We start from the raw sequence: 25,302 nt of genomic DNA, 5'->3' as shown, positions 1-25,302 counted from the left end.
AAGAAAAATGATCGGCAGCGCCGATAGCAAAGAAGGATTTTTCGGTATGTTTTCCCGTTTTTACCTGAAGACCAGCCTGCTGGCCCTCGCACTCGGCGGCGTCTTCAGCGTGTGTGCCGCACAGCCCGCAAAAGACGCGCCTATGGGCCGTTTCGCCGCCGAACAGACCCGCCACATCGCCACTTACTTCCCCGGCCGCATGGCGGGCAGCCCAGCCGAACTGCTCACCGCCGACTACCTGAAGCAGCAGTTCAGCAAGATGGGTTACCAAAGCGATATTCGCAGCGTCAACACGCGCTATCTCTACACCAGCAAAGACGGCAAGAAGAACTGGAATAACGTCACCGCCAGCTCGGTGATCGCCGCCCGCAACGGCGACAGCCCGAAACAAATCGTGGTCGTCGCCCACTTCGACACCTATACGCCGCAGAGCGACGAGGATCTGGATAACAATCTCGGCGGCCTGACGCTGCAGGGCGTCGACGACAACGCCTCCGGCATCGGCGTGATGCTGGAGCTGGCGGAACGCCTGAAGGATATCCCCACCGCCTACGGCCTGCGCTTCGTCGCCACCAGCGCTGAAGAGATCGGTTCGCTGGGCGCGCAGAACTACCTGCAGCGCATGAGCGCGGAAGAGAAAAGCAACACCGTGCTGGTGATCAATCTCGACAGCCTGATCACCGGCGATCGTCTGTACTTCAACGCCGGGCGCAACACGCCGCCGCAGATGGCGAAGCGCTCCCGCGATCGCGCGCTGGATATCGCCCACCGCTACGGCATCGCCGCCGCCACCAACCCAGGCAACGCGCAGCATCCGCAAGGCACCGGCTGCTGTTCCGATCAAGAGGTGTTCGACGCCGCAGGCATCCCGGTCTTGTCGGTGGAGGCCACCAACTGGTCGCTGGGCGACAAGGACGGTTACCAGCAGCGCGCCGTCAGCCCGCACTTCCCGCAGGGCATCACCTGGCACCGCCCGCAATACGACAACCTGCAATATCTGGATCGCTACCTGCCGGGGCGGATCGACAAACGCAGCCGCGACAGCGTGCAGATCCTGCTGCCCTTGATCAAAGAGCTGGCGCAGGCGCACCCGCCGAAAGCGCAAAAGAAAAAGTAGCCCGTAAAAAAACAGGGCCCAGCATTGCTGAGCCCTGTGATGTCATTCGCGTCGTTTAGCCTTCGTGCAGACCGCACTCGCGCTTCAGGCCAAAGAAGCGCGTCTCTTCCTCGCTCATGCCCGGCTCCCACTTTTGAGTGGTGTGGGTATCGCCTACCGACAGGTAACCCTGCTCCCACAGCGGGTGATAACTCAGCCCGTGTTCGGTCAGATACTGGTAAATCTTGCGGTTGTCCCAGTCGATGATCGGCAGGATCTTGAACACCCCACGCTGCACCGCCAGTACCGGCAGATTGGCGCGGCTGCCGGACTGCTCGCGCCGCAGGCCGGCGAACCAGCTCTGCGCGCCCAGCGTCTCCAGCGCGCGGTTCATCGGCTCGACCTTGTTGATCTGGTTGTATTTTTCAATCCCTTCCACACCCTGCTCCCACAGTTTGCCATAGCGCGCCTCTTGCCAGGCGGGAGACTGCTCCGCGCGGAACACCTGCAGATTCAGCTTCAGCTGGTCGGCCAGTTGATCGATAAAGCGGTAGGTTTCCGGGAACAGGTAACCGGTGTCGGTCAGGATCACCGGGATATCCGGCCGGATGCGCGTCACCAGGTGCAGACACACCGCCGCCTGAATGCCGAAACTGGACGAGAGTACGAACTCGCCGGGCAGATGCGCCAGCGCCCATTCAACGCGCTGTTCGGCGCTGAGGGTCTCCAGTTGGCCGTTGACCACCGCCAATGCCAGCGCCTGCCCGGATTTAGGCAACGCGTTCAGCGCCGCCAGATCGAATTCAGCCATGTTGTCTCTCCTGATGCTTGAAATTGCCTGTGCGCCCCCTCTGCCCAGAGGCCGCCCGGCCTCACTCCCAGAAATCCCGCGCCGGATCCAGCACCGGTTTGACGATGCCCGCGCGCACGGTGAAGTCGCCGAAGCCCTCGCCGGCGTTACGTTCCTTTGCCCAGCGCCCCACCAACAGGTCTACCTCGCTCAGGATCTCGTCTTCGTTGATGTTCTCGCGGTACATGCGCGGAATGCGCGTGCCTTCACGGTTGCCGCCCAAATGCAGGTTATAGCGGCCGACCGCCTTGCCCACCAGCCCCAGCTCCGCCAGCAGCGCGCGGCCGCAGCCGTTCGGGCAGCCGGTGATGCGCAGCACGATATGCTCGTCGCCCATCCCGTGCCGATGCATGATCCCCTCGACCTTGGTGACGAACTGCGGCAAGAAGCGCTCGGCCTCCGCCATCGCCAGCGGGCAGGTCGGGAAAGACACGCAGGCCATCGAGTTTTTGCGTTGCTCGCTGATCTGGTCGTCGATCAGACCATGTTCGCGCGCCAGGGCTTCAATCTTCGCCTTCTCGCTTTCCGGCACGCCGGCGATGATCACGTTTTGGTTCGCCGTCAGGCGGAAGTCGCCTTTATGGATCTTGGCGATCTCCGCCATGCCGGTCTTCAGCGGACGCCCCGGATAGTCCAGCAGGCGACCGTTCTCGATAAACAGCGTCAGATGCCACTGATCGTCGATACCCTTCACCCAACCGATGCGATCGCCGCGGCCGGTGAATTCATACGGCCGGATCGGCGCGAAGGTGATGCCGGCGCGCTTTTCCACTTCGGTGCGGAAAACGTCCACGCCGACGCGCTCCAGCGTGTATTTGGTCTTGGCGTTCTTGCGATCGGTACGGTTGCCCCAGTCGCGCTGCGTGGTCACCACCGCTTCCGCCACCGCCAGCGTATGCTCGAGCGGAATGTAACCGAACTCGCTGGCCTGACGCGCGTAGGTTTTCTTGTTGCCGTGCTCGATAGACAGCCCGCCGCCCACCAGCAGGTTGAAGCCCACCAGCTTGCCGTTTTCGGCGATCGCCACGAAGTTCATGTCGTTGGCGTGCAGATCGACGTCGTTCTGCGGCGGGATCACCACCGTGGTTTTGAATTTACGCGGCAGGTAGGTCGGCCCCAGAATTGGCTCTTCGTCGGTGGTGGCCACCTTTTCCTGATCCAGCCACACCTCTGCGTAGGCGCGGGTGCGCGGCAGCAGGTGTTCGGAGATCTTCTTCGCCCACTCGTAGGCTTCCTGATGCAGCTCGGACTCCACCGGGTTGGAGGTGCACAGCACGTTGCGGTTCACGTCGTTGGCGGTCGCCAGCGCGTCCAGCCCCAGGCGATTCAGCAACTGATGCACCGGTTTGACGTTGCCTTTCAGGATGCCATGAAACTGGAACGTCTGGCGGTTGGTGATGCGAATGCTGCCGTACAGCGTGCTTTCCTGCGCGAACTTGTCGATGCCCAGCCACTGCTGCGGACTGATGACGCCGCCCGGCAGGCGGCAGCGCAGCATCATGGCGTGGCGCGGCTCCAGCTTCTGCTCGGCGCGTTCGGCGCGAATGTCGCGGTCATCCTGCTGGTACATGCCGTGAAAACGGATCAACAGGAAGTTGTCGCCGTTGAAGCCGCCGGTCAGACCGTCGTTCAAATCTTCGGCGATGGTGCCGCGCAAGAAGTTGCTCTCCTTCTTCATGCGCTCCGCATCGGCCAGTTTGCCTTCGACTACCAAAGGCCCGGGGTGTTTATCACTCATCAGTAAACATCTCGCTGATAACGGCGCTCAAGGCGCAGCTCACTTAAAAATTCATCCGCCTGCTCGGTATCCATGCCACCGTGCTCGGCCACCAGTTCCAGTAATGTGTGTTCCACGTCTTTCGCCATGCGATTGGCATCGCCGCAGACGTAAATGTGCGCGCCTTCCTGAATCCAGCGCCACACTTCCGCGCCCTGTTCGCGCAGTTTGTCTTGTACGTATATTTTATGTTGCTGGTCGCGGGACCAGGCCAGATCGATGCGGGTGAGCAGGCCGTCTTTCACGTAGCGCTGCCATTCAACCTGGTACAGGAAATCTTCGGTAAAGTGCGGGTTGCCGAAGAACAGCCAGTTTTTGCCGCCGGCGCCGTCGGCGTCGCGCTGCTGCATAAAGGCGCGGAACGGCGCGATGCCGGTGCCCGGGCCGATCATGATCACTGGCGTTTCCGGGTTGGCCGGCAGACGGAAGTTGTCGTTGTGCTCGATAAACACCCGCACGTCGCCGTCCTCCTCCAGGCGATCCGCCAGGAAACCGGAGGCGCCGCCGCTGCGAGCGCGCCCGTCGATGTCGTAACGCACGACGCCCACGGTGATGTGCACTTCGTTCTCATTTTCCGCCTGTGAAGAGGCGATGGAGTACAGGCGCGGCGTCAGCGGACGCAGCAGCCCGACCAGCTGTTCGGCGCTCAGATCCGCCGGCGCCTGGCGCACCATGTCGACGATCGGCGTGTTGTGCGCATACTGCTGCAGCGCGGCTTTATCCGCCAACAGACCGATCAGCGTTTCGTCGCGCGACAGCGCGGCGTATTTATCGACGATCGGCGTGGTGTTCTGCGTCAGTTCGAAATGGCTGCGCAGCGCCTGCGCCAGCGGCAGAGTCTGTCCTTCCACTTCGACCGGTTCGTCGCCTTTCAGCCACAGTAGCTGCACCAGTTCGTCCACCAGCGCCGGATCGTTGTCGAACCATACGCCGAGCGCATCGCCCGGCTGGTAGCGCAGGCCGGAATCGCCCAGGTCTATCTCGATATGGCGCACGTCTTTATCGGACGCGCGGCCGGTAATTTTCTGCTTGACCGCCAGTTGGGCGGTGAGCGGTTGTTCCTTGCTGTACGGGCTGCTGTCGATCAGGTCGACCGCGCCGCTGGCCAACGTGCCCGGCGCGGCGCTTTCCGCCGGCGCGCGCGCCTTCAGCACCGACACCACCTGTTTGCGCCAGGCGGCGGCCAGTTCCTGATACTCCACGTCGGCATCCACGCGCTCCACCAGGCGCTCGGCGCCCAGTTCGGCCAACTTGGCGTCGAAATCTTTACCGGACTGACAGAAATTCTCATAAGAGGTGTCGCCCAGCCCGAACACCGCAAACGCGGTGTCACTCAGTTTCGGCGCCTTTTTCGAGAACAGGTATTTATGCAGCGCCACCGCTTCTTCCGCCGGCTCGCCCTCCCCTTGCGTGGAGGCGACGATCACCAGCAGGCGCTCTTGCGCTATCTGTTTGAACTTGTAATCGCCGGCGCTGATCAGCGTGGCGTTCAGATTGGCGGCCAGCAAATCGTCGCGCAGCTGCTCCGCCAGGCGGCGCGCATTGCCGGTCTGCGAAGCAGAAATGATGGTGATGCCGGCGGCGGCAGGGGCGGCGGGCGCAATGGCCACGGCTCCTGGCTGTTGATTGACCATGCCCCAAAAATAGCCGGACAGCCACGCCAGCTGCGTCGGCGAATAATCGCCGATCGTCGCCTGCAGGCGTGCCAGCTGTTCGGGCGTCAGCGGGAGCAAAGATGTTGGAGGAGCCTGAGTCGTCATTGCTGTACTTATTTCCTATACTTAGCGCCTTTCCTGCCAGGCGCGCGCCAGTGTCAGTCGCTGTCTCTTCGCTGCGTCGGGCGTGCGGAAAAGATCAGGAGAGTTTGTAAGGTTACCGAGCAGAATAGCAACGATTAAATAAGGGATAGCAATAAATCATAACCAAAATGACTAAGCTGTTTTTCCGGTAAGGGATAACGCTTAAACCGTTAAACAAAGTTTTTTATCCAGATGAAAATAAAGCGCTTTTTTTCATCATTTTTTCACCGTTCAACATTTCGGCTCATAACCCCAGCCGATAGGTGCCGCAGACACCAAACAAAAAAAGTGTTAACCGGATGCGTTTGCCGTGGCGGTAGACCATAACGGTATAAATGGCAAGCAGACGCGCTTTCCGGTACTATGCGGCGGTTTTTGAGTCAATGAGGCCGTAATAATGGCAACCACGCTGTTTAAAGATTTTCAGTTTGAAGCCGCACACCGTTTGCCGCATGTGCCGGAGGGCCACAAATGCGGCCGTCTGCATGGGCATTCGTTTATGGTGCGTCTGGAAGTGACCGGTGAAGTGGATCCCCACACCGGTTGGGTGATGGATTTCGCCGAGCTCAAGGCTGTGTTTTCCCCGATCTGGGAGCGGCTGGATCACCATTATCTGAACGATATTCCAGGATTGGAAAATCCCACCAGCGAAGTGCTCGCCGCCTGGATTTGGCAGCAGCTCAAGCCCCAGTTACCGGAACTGACTGCGGTGATGGTGAAAGAGACCTGTACGGCGGGATGCGTATATAAAGGTTGATGCCGTGAGGGTATGTGCAGATACCCTCACACTACATCGCCTTGCAGATCCAGACGCCGCGTCGTCCAGGGCCTTTCCGACAGGCTCAGCGCCATTCCCCCTCGATAGACAAACGTTTTGCTCTCGCCATCCTCAATGAACGCCGTCTCGTTTTCCATCGCCCGATAGCCGGCGCCGGTATAGTACTTTTCGCTTACCGCAAACAGTATGGAATACGCGATCCCTTTACTGCGCAAATAGTCATGCGCCTTCACCAGCATGTTTGCGGCCACGCCGCGGCGCCGATGCGTGTGTGCCACGGCCACCAGCCCGATGATGCCGATCACCTCGGCCTCACCGTCAATCAACACCGGCCGCTCATGCACCGCCAGTTGGCCGACGATCGCCTCGCCTTCCGTGGCGGTCACCAGGCAAGCCGGCACCTGCCGCCGATAAAATCCGTCGGTTATCTCGGGGAAAGCGTCAGACAACAGCGAGCGAATCGACCGCAATTCCGCTTCCGTCACCGCCTCGAATGCACGCGATACAATTTTCACCGTAACTCCCGTCCCGTTCGAAGGCCTGCGGCCAATAAAAAACTCAGGCGATATTCAGATATTTGTGGGTCTGCATCGACAGCCGCCAATTGCGCGCAATGCAGGTTTCGATGCACAGGCGGGTCGCCTCTTCTTTCTGGCTGATCGGCTGCAGCGCGATAATGCGCGCCTTATCGTCCTGCAGCGTCGCCAGCAGCGCATCCAGCGCCTCGATATCGCGCTCGCGCGCCACCGGATGCTTCACCTCGTCGGCGCGCCGCAGCGCCTGATCCAGCACCTTCATGCCGCCGCGCATATTCACCTTGGGCGAAACCGTCACCCAGGTGTTGGCGGAACAGCGAATTTCGTGGGTGCCGCTGGTTTCAATCTGGCAACGGTAGCCGTGCTGTTCGAACAGCTCGGTCAACGGCGCCAGATCGTAGATGCAGGGTTCACCGCCGGTGATCACCACATGGCGCGCGGTGTAACCTTGTTGGCGCATCACCGCCAACAGCTGCTCGGCGCCGGCATTGCCCCAGGCGTCGCTCTCTTCTGTTTTGACCAGGATCCGTTGCAGGTCTACTTCCCGATGGGCTTCCTTTTCCCAGGTATGTTTGGTGTCGCACCAGCTGCACCCTACCGGGCAGCCCTGCAGGCGGATGAAAATGGCCGGAACGCCGGTGAAAAAGCCTTCGCCCTGCAAGGTTTGGAACATCTCGTTGATCGGGTACTGCATCGGTTTCTCAATCTGGAAAAGTAAAAAGCGATTATCGCAGATTCCGGCCCGGCGACCAAACGGCCAAAATTGTATTAAATTTTATCCTCCGCGCCGCCGTCAGCATATCTCACCGCCAAGGGCGTTCATTTAATTTGTTAACCGGTCTTTGGCCTTTCATCGGCGGTGCAACCTGCTCCACAGAAAACAACACGCAGTTAACAAATAAGATAATTATATTTGACATAAAGCGCCGACGCGCAGATGTATATACAAGCAAACACAAGCCGAGCGCCAGTTTCGGCCACGTTCCATCCATCACGACTACATCTGCGTTTAGAGGGTGCCATGACTCATTCCACCAGCGAGTTAAACATTCAACAGGCCATCGACGACAGCAAGTTTTCGCTGTTTCACTGGACACTGATCATTCTCGGATTTCTGATCCTCGCCATCGACGGTTTCGATACCGCCGCCATGGGCTATATCGCCCCCTCGGTCGCCAAAGACTGGGGCATCGTGAAGCAGGATCTTGGACCGGTGCTGAGCGCTGCGCTGCTGGGGCTGTCGCTCGGCGCGCTGATCGCCGGGCCGATCTCCGACCGCATCGGCCGCAAGCGCGTGCTGGTGTTTTCCTGTCTGTTCTTCGGCCTGTCGAGCCTGGCCACCGCCTATGCCGGTTCGCTCAACAGCCTGACGCTGTGGCGCTTCCTCACCGGCCTCGGGCTGGGGGCGGCGATGCCCAACGCCATTACCTTGATCTCCGAATACGCACCGCAGCGCTGCCGTTCGCTGGCGATCAACACCATGTACTGCGGTTTTCCGCTGGGCGCGGCCGGCGGCGGCGCCATTTCATCGTGGCTGATCCCGAACTACGGCTGGCACAGCGTGCTGCTGCTCGGCGCCATCGCCCCGCTGGTCTTGACTGTCCTGCTGATCCTGCTGCTGCCGGAGTCGGTTAAATATATGGTTAACCGCGGCCAGGATGCGGCGAAGATCAAGCGTATCGCGCAGCGTTTCGTCAGCCGGAGCCTCGACGGCGTGACGCGTTTTTACCTGTACGAAGAGAAGCTGGCGCAGACCAAGACCAGCGTCGGCCTGCTGTTCAGCCGCCCTTACCTGCTCGGCACGCTGATGCTGTGGCTGACCTACTTTATGGGGCTGGTGATCTACTACGTGTTGCTGAGCTGGATGCCGATCCTGATGCAGGGATTGGGCTATCAGTTGGAGCAATCGGCGATGCTCACCTCGCTGTTCACCTTCGGCGGCACGCTGGGCATCCTGGTGGCCGGCTGGTTGATGGACCGCTGGAATGCGCACAAAGTCGTCTCGAGCGGCTTTGTCGTCACCGCCCTGCTGATCGTGGCGATGGCCACCGAGGATAAACAGATCGTGCTGCTGGGCGCCTTCATCTTCCTGATGGGCGTCACCATGAACGGCGCGCAGTCCGGGCTGCAAACGCTGGCGGCGACCTTCTACCCGACCCACAGCCGCGCCACCGGCATCGCCTGGATGCAGGGCATCGGCCGCTTCGGCGGCGTCGCCGGCACCATGATGGGTGCCCAACTGCTGGCCATGCAGTGGGAAGTGCAGAGCATCCTGATGTTCCTGTGCGTGCCGGCGCTGATCGCCGCCATCGCCACGGTGTGCAAGATGAGCCGCAAACCGACGCTGCAGCCGGCCGCCTGACCCTTGCAAGCCCGCCCACGGCGGGCTTTCTTCCTGCGGCGATAGGGCTTTTTTATCCTCCGCCGTCAACTGTAATCAGACTGTAAAAATATTGTGACTAGCCGCCCAAAAATGAGTCAATTTTAATTCATTTTTGCCGAACAGCTCACTTTTCTCCGGCTTCCCGTACCTGATACCGGTGATAAAAAATCGCATATCAATCTGATATAAAAAGAAAATAACTTTTTCTTATGCCACTTTTCAGCGGCAACTGGTCAGTGTTGCATATGCTTGTACATACAAGTATATGTTAATAAGCCCTACGCATTGTTATGCCGTGGTACTCATCCCCACCGCGGCATGGAATCTGCACCGATACTGTTTGAGGAAAATGCTGTGACTACAAATAACAAAGTTCGCAATGTCGATGTACGCGCGCCACGCGGCACACAATTAAACGCAAAAAGCTGGCTGACCGAAGCGCCGTTACGCATGCTGATGAACAACCTCGATCCTGAAGTTGCGGAGAACCCACACGAGCTGGTGGTGTACGGCGGCATCGGCCGCGCCGCGCGCGACTGGGATTGCTACGACAAGATCGTCGAAACCCTGAAAACGCTGGAAGAAGACGAAACCCTTCTGGTGCAGTCCGGCAAACCGGTCGGCGTATTCAAAACCCACAGCAACGCGCCGCGCGTGCTGATCGCCAACTCCAACTTGGTGCCGCACTGGGCAACCTGGGAACACTTCAACGAGCTGGACGCCAAAGGCCTGGCGATGTACGGCCAGATGACCGCCGGCAGCTGGATCTACATCGGCAGCCAGGGCATCGTTCAGGGCACCTATGAAACCTTCGTCGAAGCGGGCCGCCAGCACTACGACGGCAGCCTGCAGGGGCGCTGGGTGCTGACCGCCGGTCTGGGCGGCATGGGCGGCGCCCAGCCGCTGGCCGCGACGCTGGCGGGCGCCTGCTCGCTGAACATCGAATGTCAGCAGAGCCGCATCGATTTCCGTCTGAAAACCCGCTACGTCGATGAGCAGGCCAAAGATCTGGACGACGCGCTGGCCCGCATCAAAAAATACACCGCAGAAGGCAAAGCCATCTCCATCGCTCTGTGCGGCAACGCGGCGGAAATCCTGCCTGAGCTGGTGCGCCGCGGCGTGCGCCCGGACATGGTCACCGACCAGACCAGCGCCCACGATCCGCTGAACGGCTACCTGCCGAAGGGCTGGAGCTGGGAAGAGTATCGCCAGCGCGCGCAAACCGAGCCGGCCAAAGTGGTCGCCGCCGCCAAGCAATCGATGGCCGATCACGTCAAAGCCATGCTGGCGTTCCAGCAGATGGGCGTGCCGACCTTCGACTACGGCAACAACATTCGCCAGATGGCGAAAGAAACCGGCGTCGACAACGCCTTCGACTTCCCGGGCTTCGTGCCGGCCTACATCCGTCCGCTGTTCTGCCGCGGCATCGGGCCGTTCCGCTGGGCGGCGCTGTCCGGCGATCCGCAGGACATCTACAAAACCGACGCCATGGTGAAAGAGCTGATCCCGGATGACGAGCACCTGCACCGCTGGCTGGACATGGCGCGCGAGCGCATCAGCTTCCAGGGCCTGCCGGCGCGCATCTGCTGGGTTGGCCTCGGCCAGCGCGCCAAGCTGGGCCTGGCGTTCAACGAGATGGTGCGCCGCGGCGAACTGTCCGCCCCGATCGTCATCGGCCGCGACCACCTGGATTCCGGCTCCGTTTCCAGCCCGAACCGTGAAACCGAAGCGATGAAAGACGGTTCCGATGCCGTTTCCGACTGGCCGCTGCTGAACGCGCTGCTGAATACCGCCAGCGGCGCCACCTGGGTTTCCCTGCACCACGGCGGCGGCGTCGGCATGGGCTTCTCCCAACACTCCGGCATGGTGATCGTCTGCGACGGCACCGACGAAGCCGCCGAGCGCATCGCCCGCGTCCTGCACAATGACCCGGCTACCGGGGTCATGCGTCACGCCGACGCCGGTTACGATATCGCTATCGACTGCGCCCGTGAGCAAGGCCTGAACCTGCCGATGGTTGCCGCGACCCAAGGAGAAAAAGCATGAAAGCGCTGACTATTCGCCCAGGCAAACTGACGCTGGCCCAGCTACGCGACGTGTATCAACACCCGGTGACGCTGACGCTGGACGACAACGCCTACGGCCCTATCCAGCAGAGCGTGGCCTGCGTGGAACGCATCGTTGAAGAAAACCGCACCACTTACGGCATCAACACCGGGTTTGGCCTGCTGGCTTCGACCCGCATCGCCCGCGACGATTTGGAAAACCTGCAGCGTTCGATCGTGCTGTCACACGCCGCCGGCGTGGGCGAGCCCACCGACGACAATCTGGTGCGCCTGATCATGGTGCTGAAAATCAACAGCCTGTCGCGCGGCTTCTCCGGCATTCGTCTGGAAGTCATCCAGGCGCTGATCGCGCTGGTCAACGCCGAAGTTTATCCGCATATCCCGCTGAAGGGCTCGGTCGGCGCCTCCGGCGACCTGGCGCCGCTGGCGCACATGAGCCTGGTGCTGCTGGGCGAAGGCCAGGCGCGCCATCAGGGCCAATGGCTGCCGGCGACCGAAGCGCTGGCCAAGGCCGGTCTGAAACCGCTGACGCTGGCGGCGAAAGAGGGCCTGGCGCTGCTGAACGGCACCCAGGTCTCCGCCGCCTTCGCGCTGCGCGGCCTGTTCGACGCGGAAGACCTGTTCGCCGCCGCGACCGTGGCGGGCAGCCTGACGGTGGAAGCGGCGCTGGGCTCCCGCAGCCCGTTCGATGCGCGTATCCATGAGGTGCGCGGCCAGCGCGGCCAGATCGATGCAGCCCTCGCCTACCGCCACCTGCTCGGCGCGCGCAGCGAAGTCTCCGACTCGCATCGCAACTGCGAAAAAGTGCAGGATCCTTACTCCCTGCGCTGCCAGCCGCAGGTGATGGGCGCTTGCCTGACGCAGATCCGCCAGGCCGCCGAGGTGCTGGAGATAGAAGCCAACGCCGTCTCCGATAACCCGCTGGTGTTCGCCGAACAGGGTGACGTGCTGTCCGGCGGCAACTTCCATGCCGAACCGGTGGCGATGGCCGCCGATAACCTGGCGCTGGCGTTCGCCGAAATCGGTTCGCTGTCCGAGCGCCGCATCTCGCTGATGATGGACAAACACATGTCGCAACTGCCGCCGTTCCTGGTGGAAAACGGCGGCGTGAACTCCGGCTTCATGATCGCTCAGGTCACCGCCGCGGCGCTGGCCAGCGAAAACAAAGCGCTGGCGCATCCGTCGAGCGTCGACAGCATCCCGACCTCCGCCAACCAGGAAGACCACGTCTCCATGGCGCCGGCCGCCGGTCGCCGCCTGTGGAGCATGGCGGACAACGTGCGCGGCATTCTGGCGGTCGAATGGCTGGCCGCCTGCCAGGGCCTGGATTTCCGCAACGGCCTGAAGACCTCGGAAGGTCTGGAGCAGGCGCGTCGTCTGCTGCGCGAGCATGTCAGTTTCTACGACAAGGATCGTTTCTTCGCCCCCGACATTGAAGCCGCCAGCCAACTCTTGGCGGCCGGTCACCTGACATCGCTGCTGCCTGCGGCGCTGCTGCCTAGCCAGGCATAATCATCACACACTGAATCACGCAGTTTGTTCTGCCCCGCCGGGTGCGTTCCACCCGGTGCGGGCAGCGCGTGCCTGTTCGGCAAACACTTAACGGGAAACAACATGCGTAACGAAACGACCCAACTCAGACGCGGACTAAACGCGCGGCATATCCGTTTCATGGCTCTCGGCTCGGCGATCGGCACCGGCCTGTTCTACGGCTCCGCCGGCGCCATCCAACTGGCCGGCCCGGCGGTGCTGCTGGCCTATCTGGTGGGCGGCGCGGCGGTATTCATGGTGATGCGCGCGCTGGGTGAAATGGCGGTGCATCAGCCGGTTTCCGGCTCGTTCGGCCACTACGCCAGCCACTATCTCGGCCCGCTGGCCGGGTTCCTCACCGGCTGGACCTACACCTTTGAAATGGTGATCGTCGCCCTGGCGGACGTCACCGCCTTCGGCATCTATATGGGGCTGTGGTTCCCGGACGTCGCTCAGTGGGTTTGGGTGCTCAGCATCATCCTGTTTATCGGCGCGCTCAACCTGTGCAGCGTCAAGGTCTTCGGCGAGCTGGAGTTCTGGCTGTCGCTGGTCAAGGTCGCCGCCATCGTGGCGATGATCGTCGGCGGCGCGGCGGTAATGCTGTTCGGTTTCGGGCAAGCCCAACACGCCACCGGCATCAGCAACCTGTGGCAACACGGCGGCTTTATGCCTAACGGCATCGGCGGCGTGGTCGCTTCGCTGGCGGTGGTGATGTTCGCCTTCGGCGGCATCGAGATCATCGGCATCACCGCCAGCGAGGCGAAAGACCCCGCCAAAGTGCTGCCGAAGGCGATCAACGCCGTGCCGGTGCGCATCCTGCTGTTTTACGTGCTGACGCTGACAGTGCTGATGGCGATCTATCCGTGGAACAGCATCGGCCAGAACGGTAGCCCGTTCGTTGAGATCTTCAGCAACCTCGGCATCAGCTCCGCCGCCAACGTGCTGAACGTGGTGGTGATCACCGCCGCCATTTCCGCCATCAACAGCGACATCTTCGGCGCCGGCCGCATGATGTACGGCATGGCGCAGGACGGCCAGGCGCCGCGTAGCTTCACCAAGCTGACCGCCAGCGGCGTGCCGTGGATGACGGTGCTGGTGATGTCAGTCGCCCTGCTGTTGGCGGTGGTGCTCAACTACCTGATCCCGGAGAAGGTCTTCATGATCATCGCCTCGATCGCCACCTTCGCCACCGTCTGGGTGTGGCTGATGATCCTGCTGTCGCAGATCGTGATGCGCCGCACGCTGTCGCCGGAAGAAACGCGTCAGTTGAGCTTCCCGGTGCCGTGGTGGCCGGTCGCGCCGGCCTTGGCGACCGCCTTTATGGCATTCGTCATCGGCCTGCTCGGCTATTTCGAAGAGAGCCGCATCGCGCTGTACGTTGGGCTGGTGTGGATCGCTTTACTCACCGTGGCTTACTGGCTGTGGGTGCGCAAGAAAGGCGGCGGTTCGCCGGTGACCGCGGCGACGCAACAGATGTAACGCTCGCTTCTGCTAAAACCCGCTGCGGCGGGTTTTTTATTGCGCCTGCGCCAACGCCTGCAGGATATCAGCCTGCAGATCGTCAAACGCCTCCAGCCCGGCGGACAACCGCACCAGCCCCTCGCTGATGTGGTGCCGTTTCCGCTCTTCCGGCGTGTAGGCCGAGTGCGTCATGCTGGCCGGGTGTTGCGCCAGGCTTTCGCAATCGCCCAGGCTGACCGCGCGCAAGATGAGCTGCAGCGCGTTGAGGAAGCAAATGCCCGCACGCAGGCCACCCCGCAGCTCAAACGCCAGCATGCCGCCGGGGCGCGCCATTTGCCGCTGCGCCAACGCATGCTGCGGGAAGTTCGCCAGGCCGGGGTAATATACCCGCTCGACCGCCGGATGCTCCGCCAACATCTCCGCCAGGCGCTGCGCGTTATCGCAATGACGCTCCATGCGCAGCGGCAGGGTTTTCATCCCGCGCAGCACCAGCGCGGCATCCTGCGCCGACAGCACCGCCCCGGTCATGTCCTTTAGCCCCTCCAGACGGATCGCCTCGGCCAACGCCTGACGCGTCACCGCTATTCCGGCCAGGAGATCGCCGTGTCCTCCGAGGTACTTGGTCGCCGAGTGCACCACGATATCGGCGCCTAACGCCAAAGGCCGCTGCAGATAGGGCGTGCAATAGGTGTTGTCCACCAGCAACAGCGCCTGATGCCGATGGGCAATCTCCGCTACGGCGGCGATATCGATCAAACGCATATTGGGATTGGCCGGCGTTTCGCAATACACCAGGCGGGTACGCGGTCCAATGGCCGCCGCCAGCCGCTCCGGCCGGGTCAGATCAACGTGGGTTATCTTGACGCCAAAGCGCGCCAGACCATGATGAAAGTAGCTGAAGGTGCAACCATACACGGTTTCGTCGACAATCAGCTCATCGCCCGGTCTGAGCAGCGTCCAGCAACAGGCGGTGATCGCCCCCATGCCGGAAGCGAACGCCACCGCCGCCTCTCCCTCCTCCAGGTTGGCGACGCGTTGCTCGAGCAGGTTTAACGTCGGATTGGCGATGCGCGAGTAAAAGTACCCCGGCTCGGTGCCGGCAAAGCAGGCGCCGCCGTATTCCGCGGTGGGGAAAGCAAACGTAGAGCTCATAAACACCGGCGGAGACAGTGCCCCCTGATAGCGCTGAGGATCGTAGCCGTAATGAATAGCCCGGGTGGCAAAGTCGTGGCCAACTGCTGTAGCGGACATAACACAACTCCTTACCTGAGTGGGTGAAGCTTAATTTGTTGATTCATCCGAAAGGGCCGGCGGCAATGCGCTGTCTCGCGTGCGCTGGCCGATGATTTGTAAAGTACGCAGCAGCAGCGTCAATCCCAGCAGGGTATCCGGCTGTTTCAGCAAGGCGTACAGCGCGCGAAAACTGGCCGGCGGAGGATTCAATTGCAGCTCGCTGTGCGCCATCTGCAGCGCCGTTCCGCCTTCCCAACCGATGGTCACAAAACCTTCAAAGACGCCGGCCAGTTTCTCCACCAGCGCGTTGTCGGCGATGTCCACTGCGTCCGACAGCAGCGACAACAGATCGATCACGTTATCCAAACGGCCGCCCGCCAGCAGCGGCTGCAGTTTCTCGAGCAACGCCGCCAATGATTGCAGGTCAGCCGCATGCACCGTGCTTTCCGTCATATCAGCCCCCTTACCGTGGCCCAGTAAAGGCCGCGGTTAAACCCGTTGCGCAGCATGCCGCCCGCCTTGGTGGCTGGCGTCGGCAGTACGTCGTGACGGTAGTCGTACACCAGCGGCATGCCGGCATTCAGCCCCATTTGCGCGACCGCCTGCACCTTGCCGTCGTAATGACTCACGGTTTGGCCCAGCCGCATTTCCGCCACGATGTTGTCGGCAATGACCGGCGCCTGATTATGGCAAGAGCCACCGGCCTTGCTGACCGGCAAATCCACGGTATCGCCTATGACATACACCCCCTGCTGGCCGTAGACCTGCAGCGTTTGATGATCGGTCGGCAGCCAGCCTTCGCCGTTTTGGCTCTCGCTCAACCCGGTATTGCGCACCGCCTCCACTGCACGGATGGGCGGCGTCGCCATCAGAATGTCGAACGGCTGTTCTTCCCCCTCGGCGGAATAGGCGATGTTGCGCTGAGCGTCCACCCGGCTGAGGGTAAACCCACGCTGGTGGCGAATGTCGCGTGCGGCAAAAATGGCGGGCAGCGCTTCGCCGGTCGGGCGCTGTAAAAACAGACAGTTGCGCAGCAGTTGAGAAATGGTTGGGTAGGTATAAACGATCTCCACCGCCTTGCGCACGCCGCGCCGCCGCAGGTAGTCGTCCAGCATCAGGGTGGTTTCGATCGGCGCGATGCCGCACTGATGGGGCACATTAGGCGTTTCAGGGAAGGACACGGTGATGAAAATGCGGCCTTTCTCGATCGTCGCCAGCTTATGCGCCAACCGCCGCGCGGCCTGATACTGGTAGAAATGATCGCCCGCCTGCGCCAACCCTTCGATGCGCTCCGGCCAGGGCACACAGCCGGTAGCAAAAACCAGAAAGTCATACGGATAATGCTTGCCGCTTTGCGTAATGATATACCGCTGTTTTAAATCAAAAGATTCCGCTTTATCGACGACAAACTGTATTCCCGGTCGCAATAAACTCCGCTGTGAACGCGTGAGCTCCTGCTTGAAAAAATTATTGAATGCCACATACATAAACGCCGGCTTGTAATAATGCAGCGGCGAATCCGAAATCATTAATAACTCAACTTTATTATTGAGAATTTCCCAGTGCAATTTCACGGCCAGCAGATTGGCTAGCATGGTGCCGCCGGTTCCACCGCCGACAATGACGACTCGCTGTCGCATCTGGCCCTCCCCCAGCCGAAACCCGGCAGTATGAAAGAACGCATTACGATGATGGCGATATTTAACGGCAAGAAAAAATAACGCCGCCTTATTGGCAGTCTAGTAACGAATAATTATAAAGCAAATAAAAACGGAATATAAAAACCGGCAAGAAAACTGCACAATAAATTTATTAGGGTAAACGCAGCGATTGTTAATAAATAAAGCAGGGTTAACATCGGTACGTCAGCCATAAAAAAACCCGCCGCGGCGGGTTTTTATTTAGCAACCGAATCGGTCGAACTTACTGGCCTTTAACTTCTTTCAGGCCGTTGAACGGCGCACGGTCACCCAGCGCTTCTTCGATACGGATCAGTTGGTTGTACTTGGCAACGCGGTCAGAACGGCTCATGGAACCGGTTTTGATCTGGCCAGCCGCAGTACCTACCGCCAGGTCGGCGATGGTTGCGTCTTCGGTTTCACCGGAACGGTGAGAGATCACCGCGGTGTAGCCGGCGTCTTTCGCCATCTTGATAGCCGCCAGCGTTTCGGTCAGAGAACCGATCTGGTTGAACTTGATCAGGATGGAGTTAGCGATGCCTTTCTCGATGCCTTCTTTCAGGATCTTGGTGTTGGTCACGAACAGGTCGTCGCCCACCAGCTGAATTTTGTCGCCCAGCACTTTGGTCTGATAAGCGAAGCCCGCCCAGTCGGATTCATCCAGGCCGTCTTCGATAGACACGATTGGGTACTGTTTGGTCAGCTCTTCCAGGAAGTGAGTGAACTCTTCGGAAGTGAAGGCTTTGTTGCCTTCGCCGGCCAGCACGTATTTACCGTCTTTGTAGAATTCGGAAGCCGCGCAGTCCATCGCCAGCGTCACGTCTTTGCCCAGCTCGTAGCCCGCCGCTTTTACCGCTTCAGCGATAACTGCCAGCGCTTCGGCGTTGGAACCCAGGTTTGGCGCATAGCCGCCTTCGTCGCCCACGGCGGTGTTCATGCCTTTGGCTTTCAGAACTTTCGCCAGGTGGTGGAACACTTCGGAACCGATGCGCACCGCTTCTTTCAGGGTCTTCGCGCCAACCGGCTGAATCATGAATTCCTGAATGTCGACGTTGTTGTCAGCGTGCTCGCCGCCGTTGATGATGTTCATCATCGGCAGTGGCATGGAGAATTTGCCTGGGGTGCCGTTCAGTTCAGCGATGTGCTCGTACAGCGGCATGCCTTTAGAGGCTGCGGCCGCTTTCGCTGCTGCCAGGGAAACCGCCAGAATGGCGTTGGCACCGAAGTTGGATTTGTTTTCGGTGCCGTCCAGCTCGATCATGATCTTGTCGATGTTCGCCTGGTCTTTGGCATCTTTACCCAGTACTGCCTGAGCAATCGGACCGTTTACTGCAGCAACGGCTTTCAGTACGCCTTTACCCAGGAAACGAGACTTGTCACCGTCACGCAGTTCCAGCGCTTCGCGGGAACCGGTAGAAGCACCTGACGGCGCAGCAGCCAGGCCGACGAAACCGCCTTCCAGATGAACTTCGGCTTCAACAGTCGGGTTACCGCGGGAGTCGATGATTTCACGACCGATGACTTTAACGATTTTGGACATTAGGTTTTCCTCAGTACAAGTTAAACTAAAACTCCAGACAAACAGCGCGCGGTTCTCACCGCGCGCCGCCTACCAAATATTTTATTTCACCTGGCGCTTCTGATGCTCGCCTGCGGCTTTCACGAAGCCGGCGAACAGCGGATGCCCATCACGCGGCGTCGATGTAAATTCCGGGTGGAATTGACAGGCCACAAACCACGGGTGATTCGGCAGTTCAATGATCTCGACCAGCTTGTTGTCGGCGGAACGACCGGCGACACGCAGCCCTGCGGCTTCGATCTGCTTCAACAGCATGTTGTTAACTTCGTAACGGTGACGATGACGCTCGACAATGGTCGGTTCGCCGTACAGCTGACGCACCAGGCTGTTGTCGCTCAGGTTGCACTGTTGGCCACCTACGCGCATCGTGCCGCCCAAATCGCTTTCTTCGCTGCGCACTTCGACGTTGCCGTCTTCATCGCGCCATTCGGTGATCAACGCCACCACCGGGTACTTACAGTCTGGCATAAACTCGGTGGAGTTGGCGTTCTCCATCCCCGCCACGTTGCGAGCGAACTCCATCAACGCCACCTGCATGCCCAGGCAAATGCCCAGGTAAGGAATGTTGTTCTCGCGCGCATAGCGTGCAGTCATCACTTTGCCTTCCACGCCGCGGTAGCCGAAGCCGCCCGGGATCAGGATCGCGTCCAGCCCTTTTAGCACTTCCACGCCGCGGGTTTCCACGTCCTGCGAGTCGATCAGCTTGATGTTCACGGTCAGACGGTTTTTCAGCCCGCCGTGCTTCAGCGCTTCGATCACCGACTTGTAGGCGTCCGGCAACTCAACGTATTTGCCGACCATACCGATGGTCACTTCGCCGCCCGGATTGGCTTCTTCGTAGATCACCTGTTCCCATTCGGCCAGGTTGGCTTCCGGCGCGTTCAGGCTGAATCGTTTACAAATATAATCGTCCAGCCCCTGAGATTTCAATAGGCCTGGGATTTTATAAATAGAATCAACGTCTTTCAGAGAGATAACCGCTTTTTCCGGCACGTTGCAGAAAAGCGCGATTTTCGCGCGTTCGTTAGCAGGAACCGCGCGGTCGGAACGGCAAATCAGCACATCAGGCTGAATACCGATGGAAAGCAGCTCTTTTACGGAATGCTGGGTCGGCTTGGTTTTCACTTCGCCCGCCGCCGCCATGTACGGCACCAGCGTCAAGTGCATGTACAGGGTGTGCTCGCGGCCCACTTCCACCGCCATCTGACGGATGGCTTCGAGGAACGGCAGCGATTCGATATCGCCGACGGTGCCGCCGATTTCCACCAGCACCACATCGTGGCCTTCGCCGCCTTCGATGATGCGTTCTTTGATCGCGTTGGTGATGTGCGGAATGACCTGCACGGTCGCGCCCAGATAGTCGCCGCGGCGTTCTTTACGCAGCACGTCGGAGTAGATGCGGCCGGTGGTGAAGTTGTTGCGACGCGACATTTTGGTGCGGATGAAGCGCTCGTAGTGACCCAAATCCAGATCGGTTTCTGCGCCGTCTTCGGTGACGAAAACCTCCCCATGCTGAATCGGGCTCATGGTGCCCGGATCCACGTTGATGTACGGGTCCAGTTTCATGATGGTAACGTTGAGGCCACGGGCTTCAAGAATAGCCGCCAGAGAGGCTGCGGCAATGCCTTTACCCAGAGAGGATACGACCCCGCCGGTCACAAAAATATAATTAGTTGTCATGCTGAACCTGAGAGTTTAGGTTTAAAGACGATGGAAGAACCAGGACGGGAAAGTAGTATACCCGAACCTCTCCTGACCTACAAACGATCGTTTTACTGTCCATCATCTCGGCCGCCCTCCCGTGTTCATCAGGGTTTACTCCGCCGGCGCGCCCAAAACCCTCCAGTAAATACAAAGAGTTAGCGGAGAAAATTTCTTTTTACCGCCCCTCTCGAGCGATAAAACACCTTAGATTTCAGTTTGTTGGCCTTTTGCTGCCGACGGCAGCCCTGCGCCTGTGACCTGACCGCAAGCTTAACCGTTTCAGCCTGAGTGAACCTTGTTTGCGATCAACATTGTCGTTGCAGCGATTCAACTTTCCTGGCGCTTCACCTGCTGCCAGGCGTCTTCCATCTGCTCCAGCGTGGCGTCTTCAAGCCGCAGCCCGCGTTGCTTGACGATCGCCTCCACCTCGCGGAAACGGCGCTCGAACTTGCGGTTGGCCGCCTGCAATGCGTTCTCGGCCTTGTGGCCCAAATGGCGCGAGAGGTTCACGGTGGCGAAGAGCAGATCGCCGATCTCCTCTTCCAGCTTGCTCTCATCGACCACCGCCTGGCGGGCTTCGTGCATCACTTCGTCGATCTCTTCATACACTTTGTCCAGCACCGGGCCCAGCGTGTTCCAGTCGAAGCCGACCGAGGCGCAGCGCTTTTGGATCTTGTGCGCCTTCATCAACGCCGGCAACGCCTGCGGAATGTCGTCCAGCACCGAGTGCAGCGCTTTTTCGGCGCGCTCGCCGGCCTTGAGCTGCTCCCAGCGCGCCGCCACGGCTTCGCTGTCTCCTCCCTCGGCGTCGCCGAAGATGTGCGGATGACGGCGCTCCAGCTTGTCGCTGATGGCGGTGCACACCTCATCAAAATCGAACAGCCCCTGTTCCTGCCCCATCTGGGCGTAGAACACCACCTGGAACAGCAAGTCGCCCAGTTCGTCGCGCAGATCGGCGTAGTCCTGCCGTTCGATGGCGTCCAGCACTTCGTAAGTCTCTTCCAGCGTGTAGGGCGCAATGGTGGCGAAGGTTTGCTTGCGGTCCCATGAACAACCGTTCTGCGGGTCGCGCAGCGTTTTCATGATGTTCAGCAGGCGCTGCAGCGGAGTGGATTGGGTCATAAAAAATCTCTGAGAAAATGGGGGCGCACGGACATGTCCGCCGGAATTGATGGAGTTCGGGCCGCATCGATCTCGGATGCGGCCCGAAAGGCGCAGGAGTTAGTTGCCGTGCAGACGCTTGGCGTCTATCACGTCCGGCAGCTGGTTCAGCTTCGCCAACACCCGCCCCAGCACCTGCTGGTTGTAGATTTCGATATCCATGTCGATGGTGGCCAGCTGTTTCTTGGTGTCGCTGCGGCTGGCGACGCCCAGCACGTTGACCTTTTCGTTGGCCAGAATAGTGGTGATATCGCGCAGCAAGCCGCTGCGATCGTTGGCCATCACGCGCACCACCAGCGAATAACCGCTGGAGTAGCTTTCGCCCCACACCGCATCGACGATGCGCTCCGGCGCATGCGATTGCAAATCGGCCAGCTGATCGCAGTCCGCACGGTGGATCGAGATGCCGCGCCCCTGGGTGATAAAGCCGACGATGTCGTCGCCCGGGATCGGCTGGCAGCAGCGGGCGATGTGGTGCATCAGGTTGCCCACGCCCTCCACCACCACGCGGCCGTTATCCTTGTTGCGGGCCGGCGGCGGCGCTTTCTGCTGCACCAGCTGGCGCAGCGCCTCACGATCCTGCTCTTCGGCGCTCGGCTTGTTGAACTTGCCCTGCAGGTAATTCACCATCTGGTTCAGGCGAATGTCCCCGCCGCCGATCGCCGCCAGCACCTCGTCCAGCGAGTTCATGTTGTAGCGCGGGATCAGCAGCTTCTCGGCCTCTTTCAGGCTGATGCCGAGGTGTTCCAGTTCGTTGTCCAGCATCTGGCGGCCGGCAAGAATGTTCTTGTCGCGATCCTGCTTGCGGAACCAGTTGTGGATCTTCGAGCGCCCGCGGCTGGTGGTCACGTAGCCCAGGTTCGGGTTCAGCCAGTCGCGGCTTGGGTTCGGCTGTTTCTGGGTGATGATCTCAATCTGGTCGCCCATCTTCAGCTGATAGGTAAACGGCACGATGCGGCCGCCGATCTTGGCGCCGATGCAGCGGTGACCAACGTCGCTGTGAATGTGGTAGGCGAAATCGAGCGGCGTGGAGCCGGCCGGCAGATCGACCACGTCGCCTTTTGGGGTAAAGACATAGACCCGATCGTCGAACACCTGGCTGCGCACTTCGTCGAGCATCTCGCCGGAGTCCGCCATCTCTTCCTGCCAGGCGATCAGCTTACGCAGCCAGGCGATGCGCTCTTCATAGCCGGAGCGCACGGTAACCCCCGCGCCCTCTTTGTACTTCCAGTGCGCGGCCACCCCCAGTTCGGCGTCTTCGTGCATTTGCCGGGTGCGGATCTGAATCTCGACGGTTTTGCCGCGCGGCCCCAGCACCACGGTGTGGATCGACTGGTAGCCGTTGGGTTTGGGGTTGGCGACGTAGTCGTCGAACTCATCCGGCAGATGGCGGAAGTGGGTATGCACGATGCCCAATGCCGCATAGCAATCCTGCAGACGCTCCGCCACGATGCGCACCGCGCGCACGTCGAACAGTTCGTCGAACGCCAGGTGCTTTTTCTGCATCTTGCGCCAGATGCTGTAGATGTGTTTCGGCCGGCCGTAGATCTCCACCCGAATGCCTTCTTTGGCCATCTCGGCGCGCAGCCCGGCGACGAAATCGTCGATAAACTGTTCGCGATCGATGCGGCGCTCATGCAGCAGCTTGGCGATGCGCTTGTATTCTTCCGGGTGCAGGTAGCGGAAGCAGAAATCCTCCAGCTCCCACTTCAGCTGGCCGATGCCGAGCCGGTTAGCCAACGGCGCATAGATGTTGGAACACTCTTTCGCCGCCAGCACGCGTTCGTCTTCCGGCGCGTCTTTCACCTCGCGCAGGTGGGCGATGCGCTCCGCCAGCTTGATGACGACGCAGCGGAAATCCTCCACCATCGCCAGCAGCATGCGGCGCACGTTGTCGACCTGTTCGGAGGCCATCGAGTCGTTTTGGGTGGCTTTCAGTTGGCGAATGGCGTCCATGTCCCGCACGCCATGCACCAGGGCGACGATGCCCTTGCCGAACGTTTCCGTCAGGACCTCTTCCTGCACGATGCCGGCATCCACCAGCGGGAACAGCAGCGCGGCGCGCATGCTGTCGTTATCCATGCTCAGCGTCGAGAGGATTTCCACCATCTCCAGGCCGCGCCACAACAGCAGCGAGGCGTCGGGATGGTTTTGGGTCTGCTGCTCACAATAACGCCAGGTTGCGGCCAATCGCTCACATGACTGCGGGTTGGGTAGCCCCAAGCCGGCGATCCACTCATCGAGAGCGAACTCACCCGCCGTATTCAGATGTGCACTTCTTACCGCAACCATAACTTCTCCCTACTTTGCAGCGACCTCTGGCGCGCGCTCGTTGATAAACAGCGCCATTGATTCAAGATGCCCCGTGTGCGGAAACATATCCAACATCCGCACGCGCGCAAGACGATAACCGGCGTTCAACAGCACTTTGCTGTCGCGAGCCAGCGTGGTGGGGTTACAGGAAACATACACCACCCGCGCCGGCGCCAGTTTTACAATGTGTGACATCACCCCGGCCGCACCGGCGCGGGCGGGATCCAGCATCACCTTATCAAACCCTTGTGCTGCCCAAGGTTGCCGCTCAACGTCGTCCTCCAGATTTTCATGGAAGAACGACGCATTATTCAGCTTATTCTTATGTGCATTATATTGCCCATTCGCTACCAGCGTGGCAACACCTTCGATGCCCACCACCGCAGCGGCGTGGCGCGCCAGCGGCAGGGTGAAATTCCCCATGCCGCAGAACAGGTCCAGCACCCGATCATTGGGTTGAATGTCGAGCCATTCAAGGGCCTGCGCCACCATTTGTTGGTTTACGGCATCATTAACCTGAATAAAGTCGCGCGGACTGAAGTCTAAGCGTAGCCCGTCAACCTGATAATACGGCGTTTCACCGCACAGTTTTTCCACCCGATCGCTGTCCGGCGCCAGATAAACGGCGACCTTTTCCCGCTCGCCAAACGCCAACAGCGCCTGGCGATCCGCCTCTTTCAGGGCGTCGAGATGGCGCAGCACCAGCAGCGGGCCGTTATCCGCCAGCACCAGCTCTACATGCCCCAGCCGCCGCACCGCCTGCAGCCCGCTCAGGCAGGCGCGCACCGGCGCCAGCAGCTGCTCCAGCTCCGGGCGCAGCACCGGGCAGTGCTCCACCGCCACCAGCTCGCTGGAGGCCGCCTGTCGAAACCCCATCATCAGGCGCTGCAGCTTCGGCTGCCACGCCAGGCTCAGGCGGGCGCGGCGGCGATAGCCGTATTCCGGGCCGGCGATCACCGGTTCCTGTTGCGGGGTTACTCCGGTTTCGCGGGCGATCATGCGCACCAGCGCCGCCGCCTTGCTCTGCTGTTGCAGCGCCTCATCCGCATGTTGCTGCTGGCAGCCGCCGCACACGCCGAAATGCGGGCAGCGCGGCTCCACCCGCTGCGGGCTGCGGCTCAGCAGGCGCTTGAGCTTGCCTTTGGCGAACTGGCGCTTGTCTTCGGTCAGCTGGATTTCCGCCTGCTCGCCCGGCAATACGCCCGGCACGAACACCGCTTTGCCGTCGTGGCGCGCCACGCCCTGGCCGAAAGGATCGAGATCGCTCACCGTCACGGTGAAGATTTGTGAGCTCTGCCGGGTCGTCACGCGGCGTTTGGGAGAGTAGAATTGCGCCATATTTGTCGATTGTGTGCTG

Annotated in this window: 19 protein-coding genes; 6 read left to right on the top strand and 13 right to left on the bottom strand. The window is 60.5% G+C overall.

What is annotated here, in order from left to right; all coding sequences use genetic code 11:
• The first annotated feature begins 46 nt into the window (after positions 1 to 46).
• Positions 47 to 1,117: an aminopeptidase gene (locus tag IMX17_RS16600; protein ID WP_046898199.1), complete on the top strand. Its 1,071-nt coding sequence runs from the start codon at positions 47 to 49 to the stop codon at positions 1,115 to 1,117.
• Between the two features lie 55 nt (positions 1,118 to 1,172).
• Here IMX17_RS16600 and IMX17_RS16595 read toward each other — a convergent pair whose 3' ends face one another.
• From IMX17_RS16595 to cysJ, 3 genes are all read right to left on the bottom strand, one after another.
• Positions 1,173 to 1,907: a phosphoadenylyl-sulfate reductase gene (locus IMX17_RS16595; protein WP_046898150.1), complete on the bottom strand. Its 735-nt coding sequence runs from the start codon at positions 1,905 to 1,907 to the stop codon at positions 1,173 to 1,175.
• 61 nt (positions 1,908 to 1,968) lie between these two features.
• Positions 1,969 to 3,684: an assimilatory sulfite reductase (NADPH) hemoprotein subunit gene (cysI, locus tag IMX17_RS16590; protein WP_182265294.1), complete on the bottom strand. Its 1,716-nt coding sequence runs from the start codon at positions 3,682 to 3,684 to the stop codon at positions 1,969 to 1,971.
• Complete coding sequence (cysJ, locus tag IMX17_RS16585) at positions 3,684 to 5,483, bottom strand: NADPH-dependent assimilatory sulfite reductase flavoprotein subunit (protein WP_182265293.1); 1,800 nt, start codon at positions 5,481 to 5,483, stop codon at positions 3,684 to 3,686. The genes cysI and cysJ overlap by 1 nt, the downstream gene beginning before the upstream one ends.
• A 436-nt stretch (positions 5,484 to 5,919) precedes the next feature.
• Between cysJ and queD the strand changes: the two genes are divergently transcribed.
• Positions 5,920 to 6,279, top strand: a complete 360-nt coding sequence (queD, locus tag IMX17_RS16580; RefSeq protein ID WP_004932638.1) for a 6-carboxytetrahydropterin synthase QueD — start codon at positions 5,920 to 5,922, stop codon at positions 6,277 to 6,279.
• A gap of 26 nt (positions 6,280 to 6,305) precedes the next feature.
• On the opposite strand, the gene IMX17_RS16575 is transcribed toward queD, so the two are convergent.
• Together IMX17_RS16575 and queE are read right to left on the bottom strand one after the other, a co-directional pair.
• A complete protein-coding gene (locus IMX17_RS16575) occupies positions 6,306 to 6,815 on the bottom strand; it encodes a GNAT family N-acetyltransferase (protein WP_193549994.1) in 510 nt (169 codons plus the stop codon).
• Between the two features lie 43 nt (positions 6,816 to 6,858).
• Complete coding sequence (gene queE / locus IMX17_RS16570; RefSeq protein WP_033641878.1) at positions 6,859 to 7,530, bottom strand: 7-carboxy-7-deazaguanine synthase QueE; 672 nt, start codon at positions 7,528 to 7,530, stop codon at positions 6,859 to 6,861.
• A 327-nt stretch (positions 7,531 to 7,857) separates the two neighbouring features.
• On the opposite strand from queE, the gene IMX17_RS16565 reads away from it, so the two are divergent.
• The 4 genes from IMX17_RS16565 (at position 7,858) to IMX17_RS16550 (ending at position 14,294) form a co-directional block, all read left to right on the top strand.
• Entirely contained in the window at positions 7,858 to 9,198 is a 1,341-nt protein-coding gene (locus tag IMX17_RS16565) for an aromatic acid/H+ symport family MFS transporter (protein WP_033641877.1), read from the top strand.
• A 375-nt stretch (positions 9,199 to 9,573) separates the two neighbouring features.
• Positions 9,574 to 11,265: a urocanate hydratase gene (gene hutU, locus IMX17_RS16560; RefSeq protein ID WP_015376677.1), complete on the top strand. Its 1,692-nt coding sequence runs from the start codon at positions 9,574 to 9,576 to the stop codon at positions 11,263 to 11,265.
• Positions 11,262 to 12,797, top strand: coding sequence for a histidine ammonia-lyase (gene hutH / locus IMX17_RS16555; RefSeq protein WP_025301604.1), 1,536 nt, complete (start codon positions 11,262 to 11,264; stop codon positions 12,795 to 12,797). The genes hutU and hutH overlap by 4 nt, the downstream gene beginning before the upstream one ends.
• Before the next feature lie 102 nt (positions 12,798 to 12,899).
• On the top strand, positions 12,900 to 14,294 hold the full coding sequence (locus IMX17_RS16550; protein WP_033652933.1) for an amino acid permease: 1,395 nt from the start codon (positions 12,900 to 12,902) through the stop codon (positions 14,292 to 14,294).
• Positions 14,295 to 14,330: 36 nt separating this feature from the next.
• On the opposite strand, the gene IMX17_RS16545 is transcribed toward IMX17_RS16550, so the two are convergent.
• From IMX17_RS16545 to rlmD, 8 genes are all read right to left on the bottom strand, one after another.
• A complete protein-coding gene (locus tag IMX17_RS16545) occupies positions 14,331 to 15,527 on the bottom strand; it encodes a methionine gamma-lyase (protein WP_193549993.1) in 1,197 nt (398 codons plus the stop codon).
• Between the two features lie 30 nt (positions 15,528 to 15,557).
• The gene (locus IMX17_RS16540; protein ID WP_193549992.1) at positions 15,558 to 15,962 is read right to left on the bottom strand and encodes a hypothetical protein; all 405 of its coding nucleotides are present in this window, start codon (positions 15,960 to 15,962) and stop codon (positions 15,558 to 15,560) included.
• Complete coding sequence (locus IMX17_RS16535; RefSeq protein WP_193549991.1) at positions 15,959 to 17,149, bottom strand: FAD/NAD(P)-binding oxidoreductase; 1,191 nt, start codon at positions 17,147 to 17,149, stop codon at positions 15,959 to 15,961. The genes IMX17_RS16540 and IMX17_RS16535 overlap by 4 nt, the downstream gene beginning before the upstream one ends.
• Before the next feature lie 283 nt (positions 17,150 to 17,432).
• On the bottom strand, positions 17,433 to 18,728 hold the full coding sequence (gene eno, locus IMX17_RS16530; protein ID WP_004932670.1) for a phosphopyruvate hydratase: 1,296 nt from the start codon (positions 18,726 to 18,728) through the stop codon (positions 17,433 to 17,435).
• An 81-nt stretch (positions 18,729 to 18,809) separates the two neighbouring features.
• A complete protein-coding gene (gene pyrG, locus IMX17_RS16525) occupies positions 18,810 to 20,447 on the bottom strand; it encodes a glutamine hydrolyzing CTP synthase (protein ID WP_004932674.1) in 1,638 nt (545 codons plus the stop codon).
• A 351-nt stretch (positions 20,448 to 20,798) separates the two neighbouring features.
• Complete coding sequence (gene mazG / locus IMX17_RS16520) at positions 20,799 to 21,593, bottom strand: nucleoside triphosphate pyrophosphohydrolase (protein ID WP_116286807.1); 795 nt, start codon at positions 21,591 to 21,593, stop codon at positions 20,799 to 20,801.
• A gap of 99 nt (positions 21,594 to 21,692) precedes the next feature.
• Positions 21,693 to 23,924 (bottom strand): GTP diphosphokinase, encoded by a 2,232-nt coding sequence (gene relA / locus IMX17_RS16515; protein WP_089194286.1) that lies wholly within the window; start codon positions 23,922 to 23,924, stop codon positions 21,693 to 21,695.
• 9 nt (positions 23,925 to 23,933) lie between these two features.
• Positions 23,934 to 25,283, bottom strand: coding sequence for a 23S rRNA (uracil(1939)-C(5))-methyltransferase RlmD (gene rlmD, locus IMX17_RS16510; protein ID WP_193549990.1), 1,350 nt, complete (start codon positions 25,281 to 25,283; stop codon positions 23,934 to 23,936).
• Between the last annotated feature and the right edge of the window lie 19 nt (positions 25,284 to 25,302).

It is taken from the genome of Serratia sp. X3 (genome assembly GCF_014982455.1).
GTDB classification, from domain to species: domain Bacteria; phylum Pseudomonadota; class Gammaproteobacteria; order Enterobacterales; family Enterobacteriaceae; genus Serratia; species Serratia ureilytica.
Note: the sequence above shows the minus strand (reverse complement) of the source record. Positions and strands in the feature narration are given on the sequence as shown.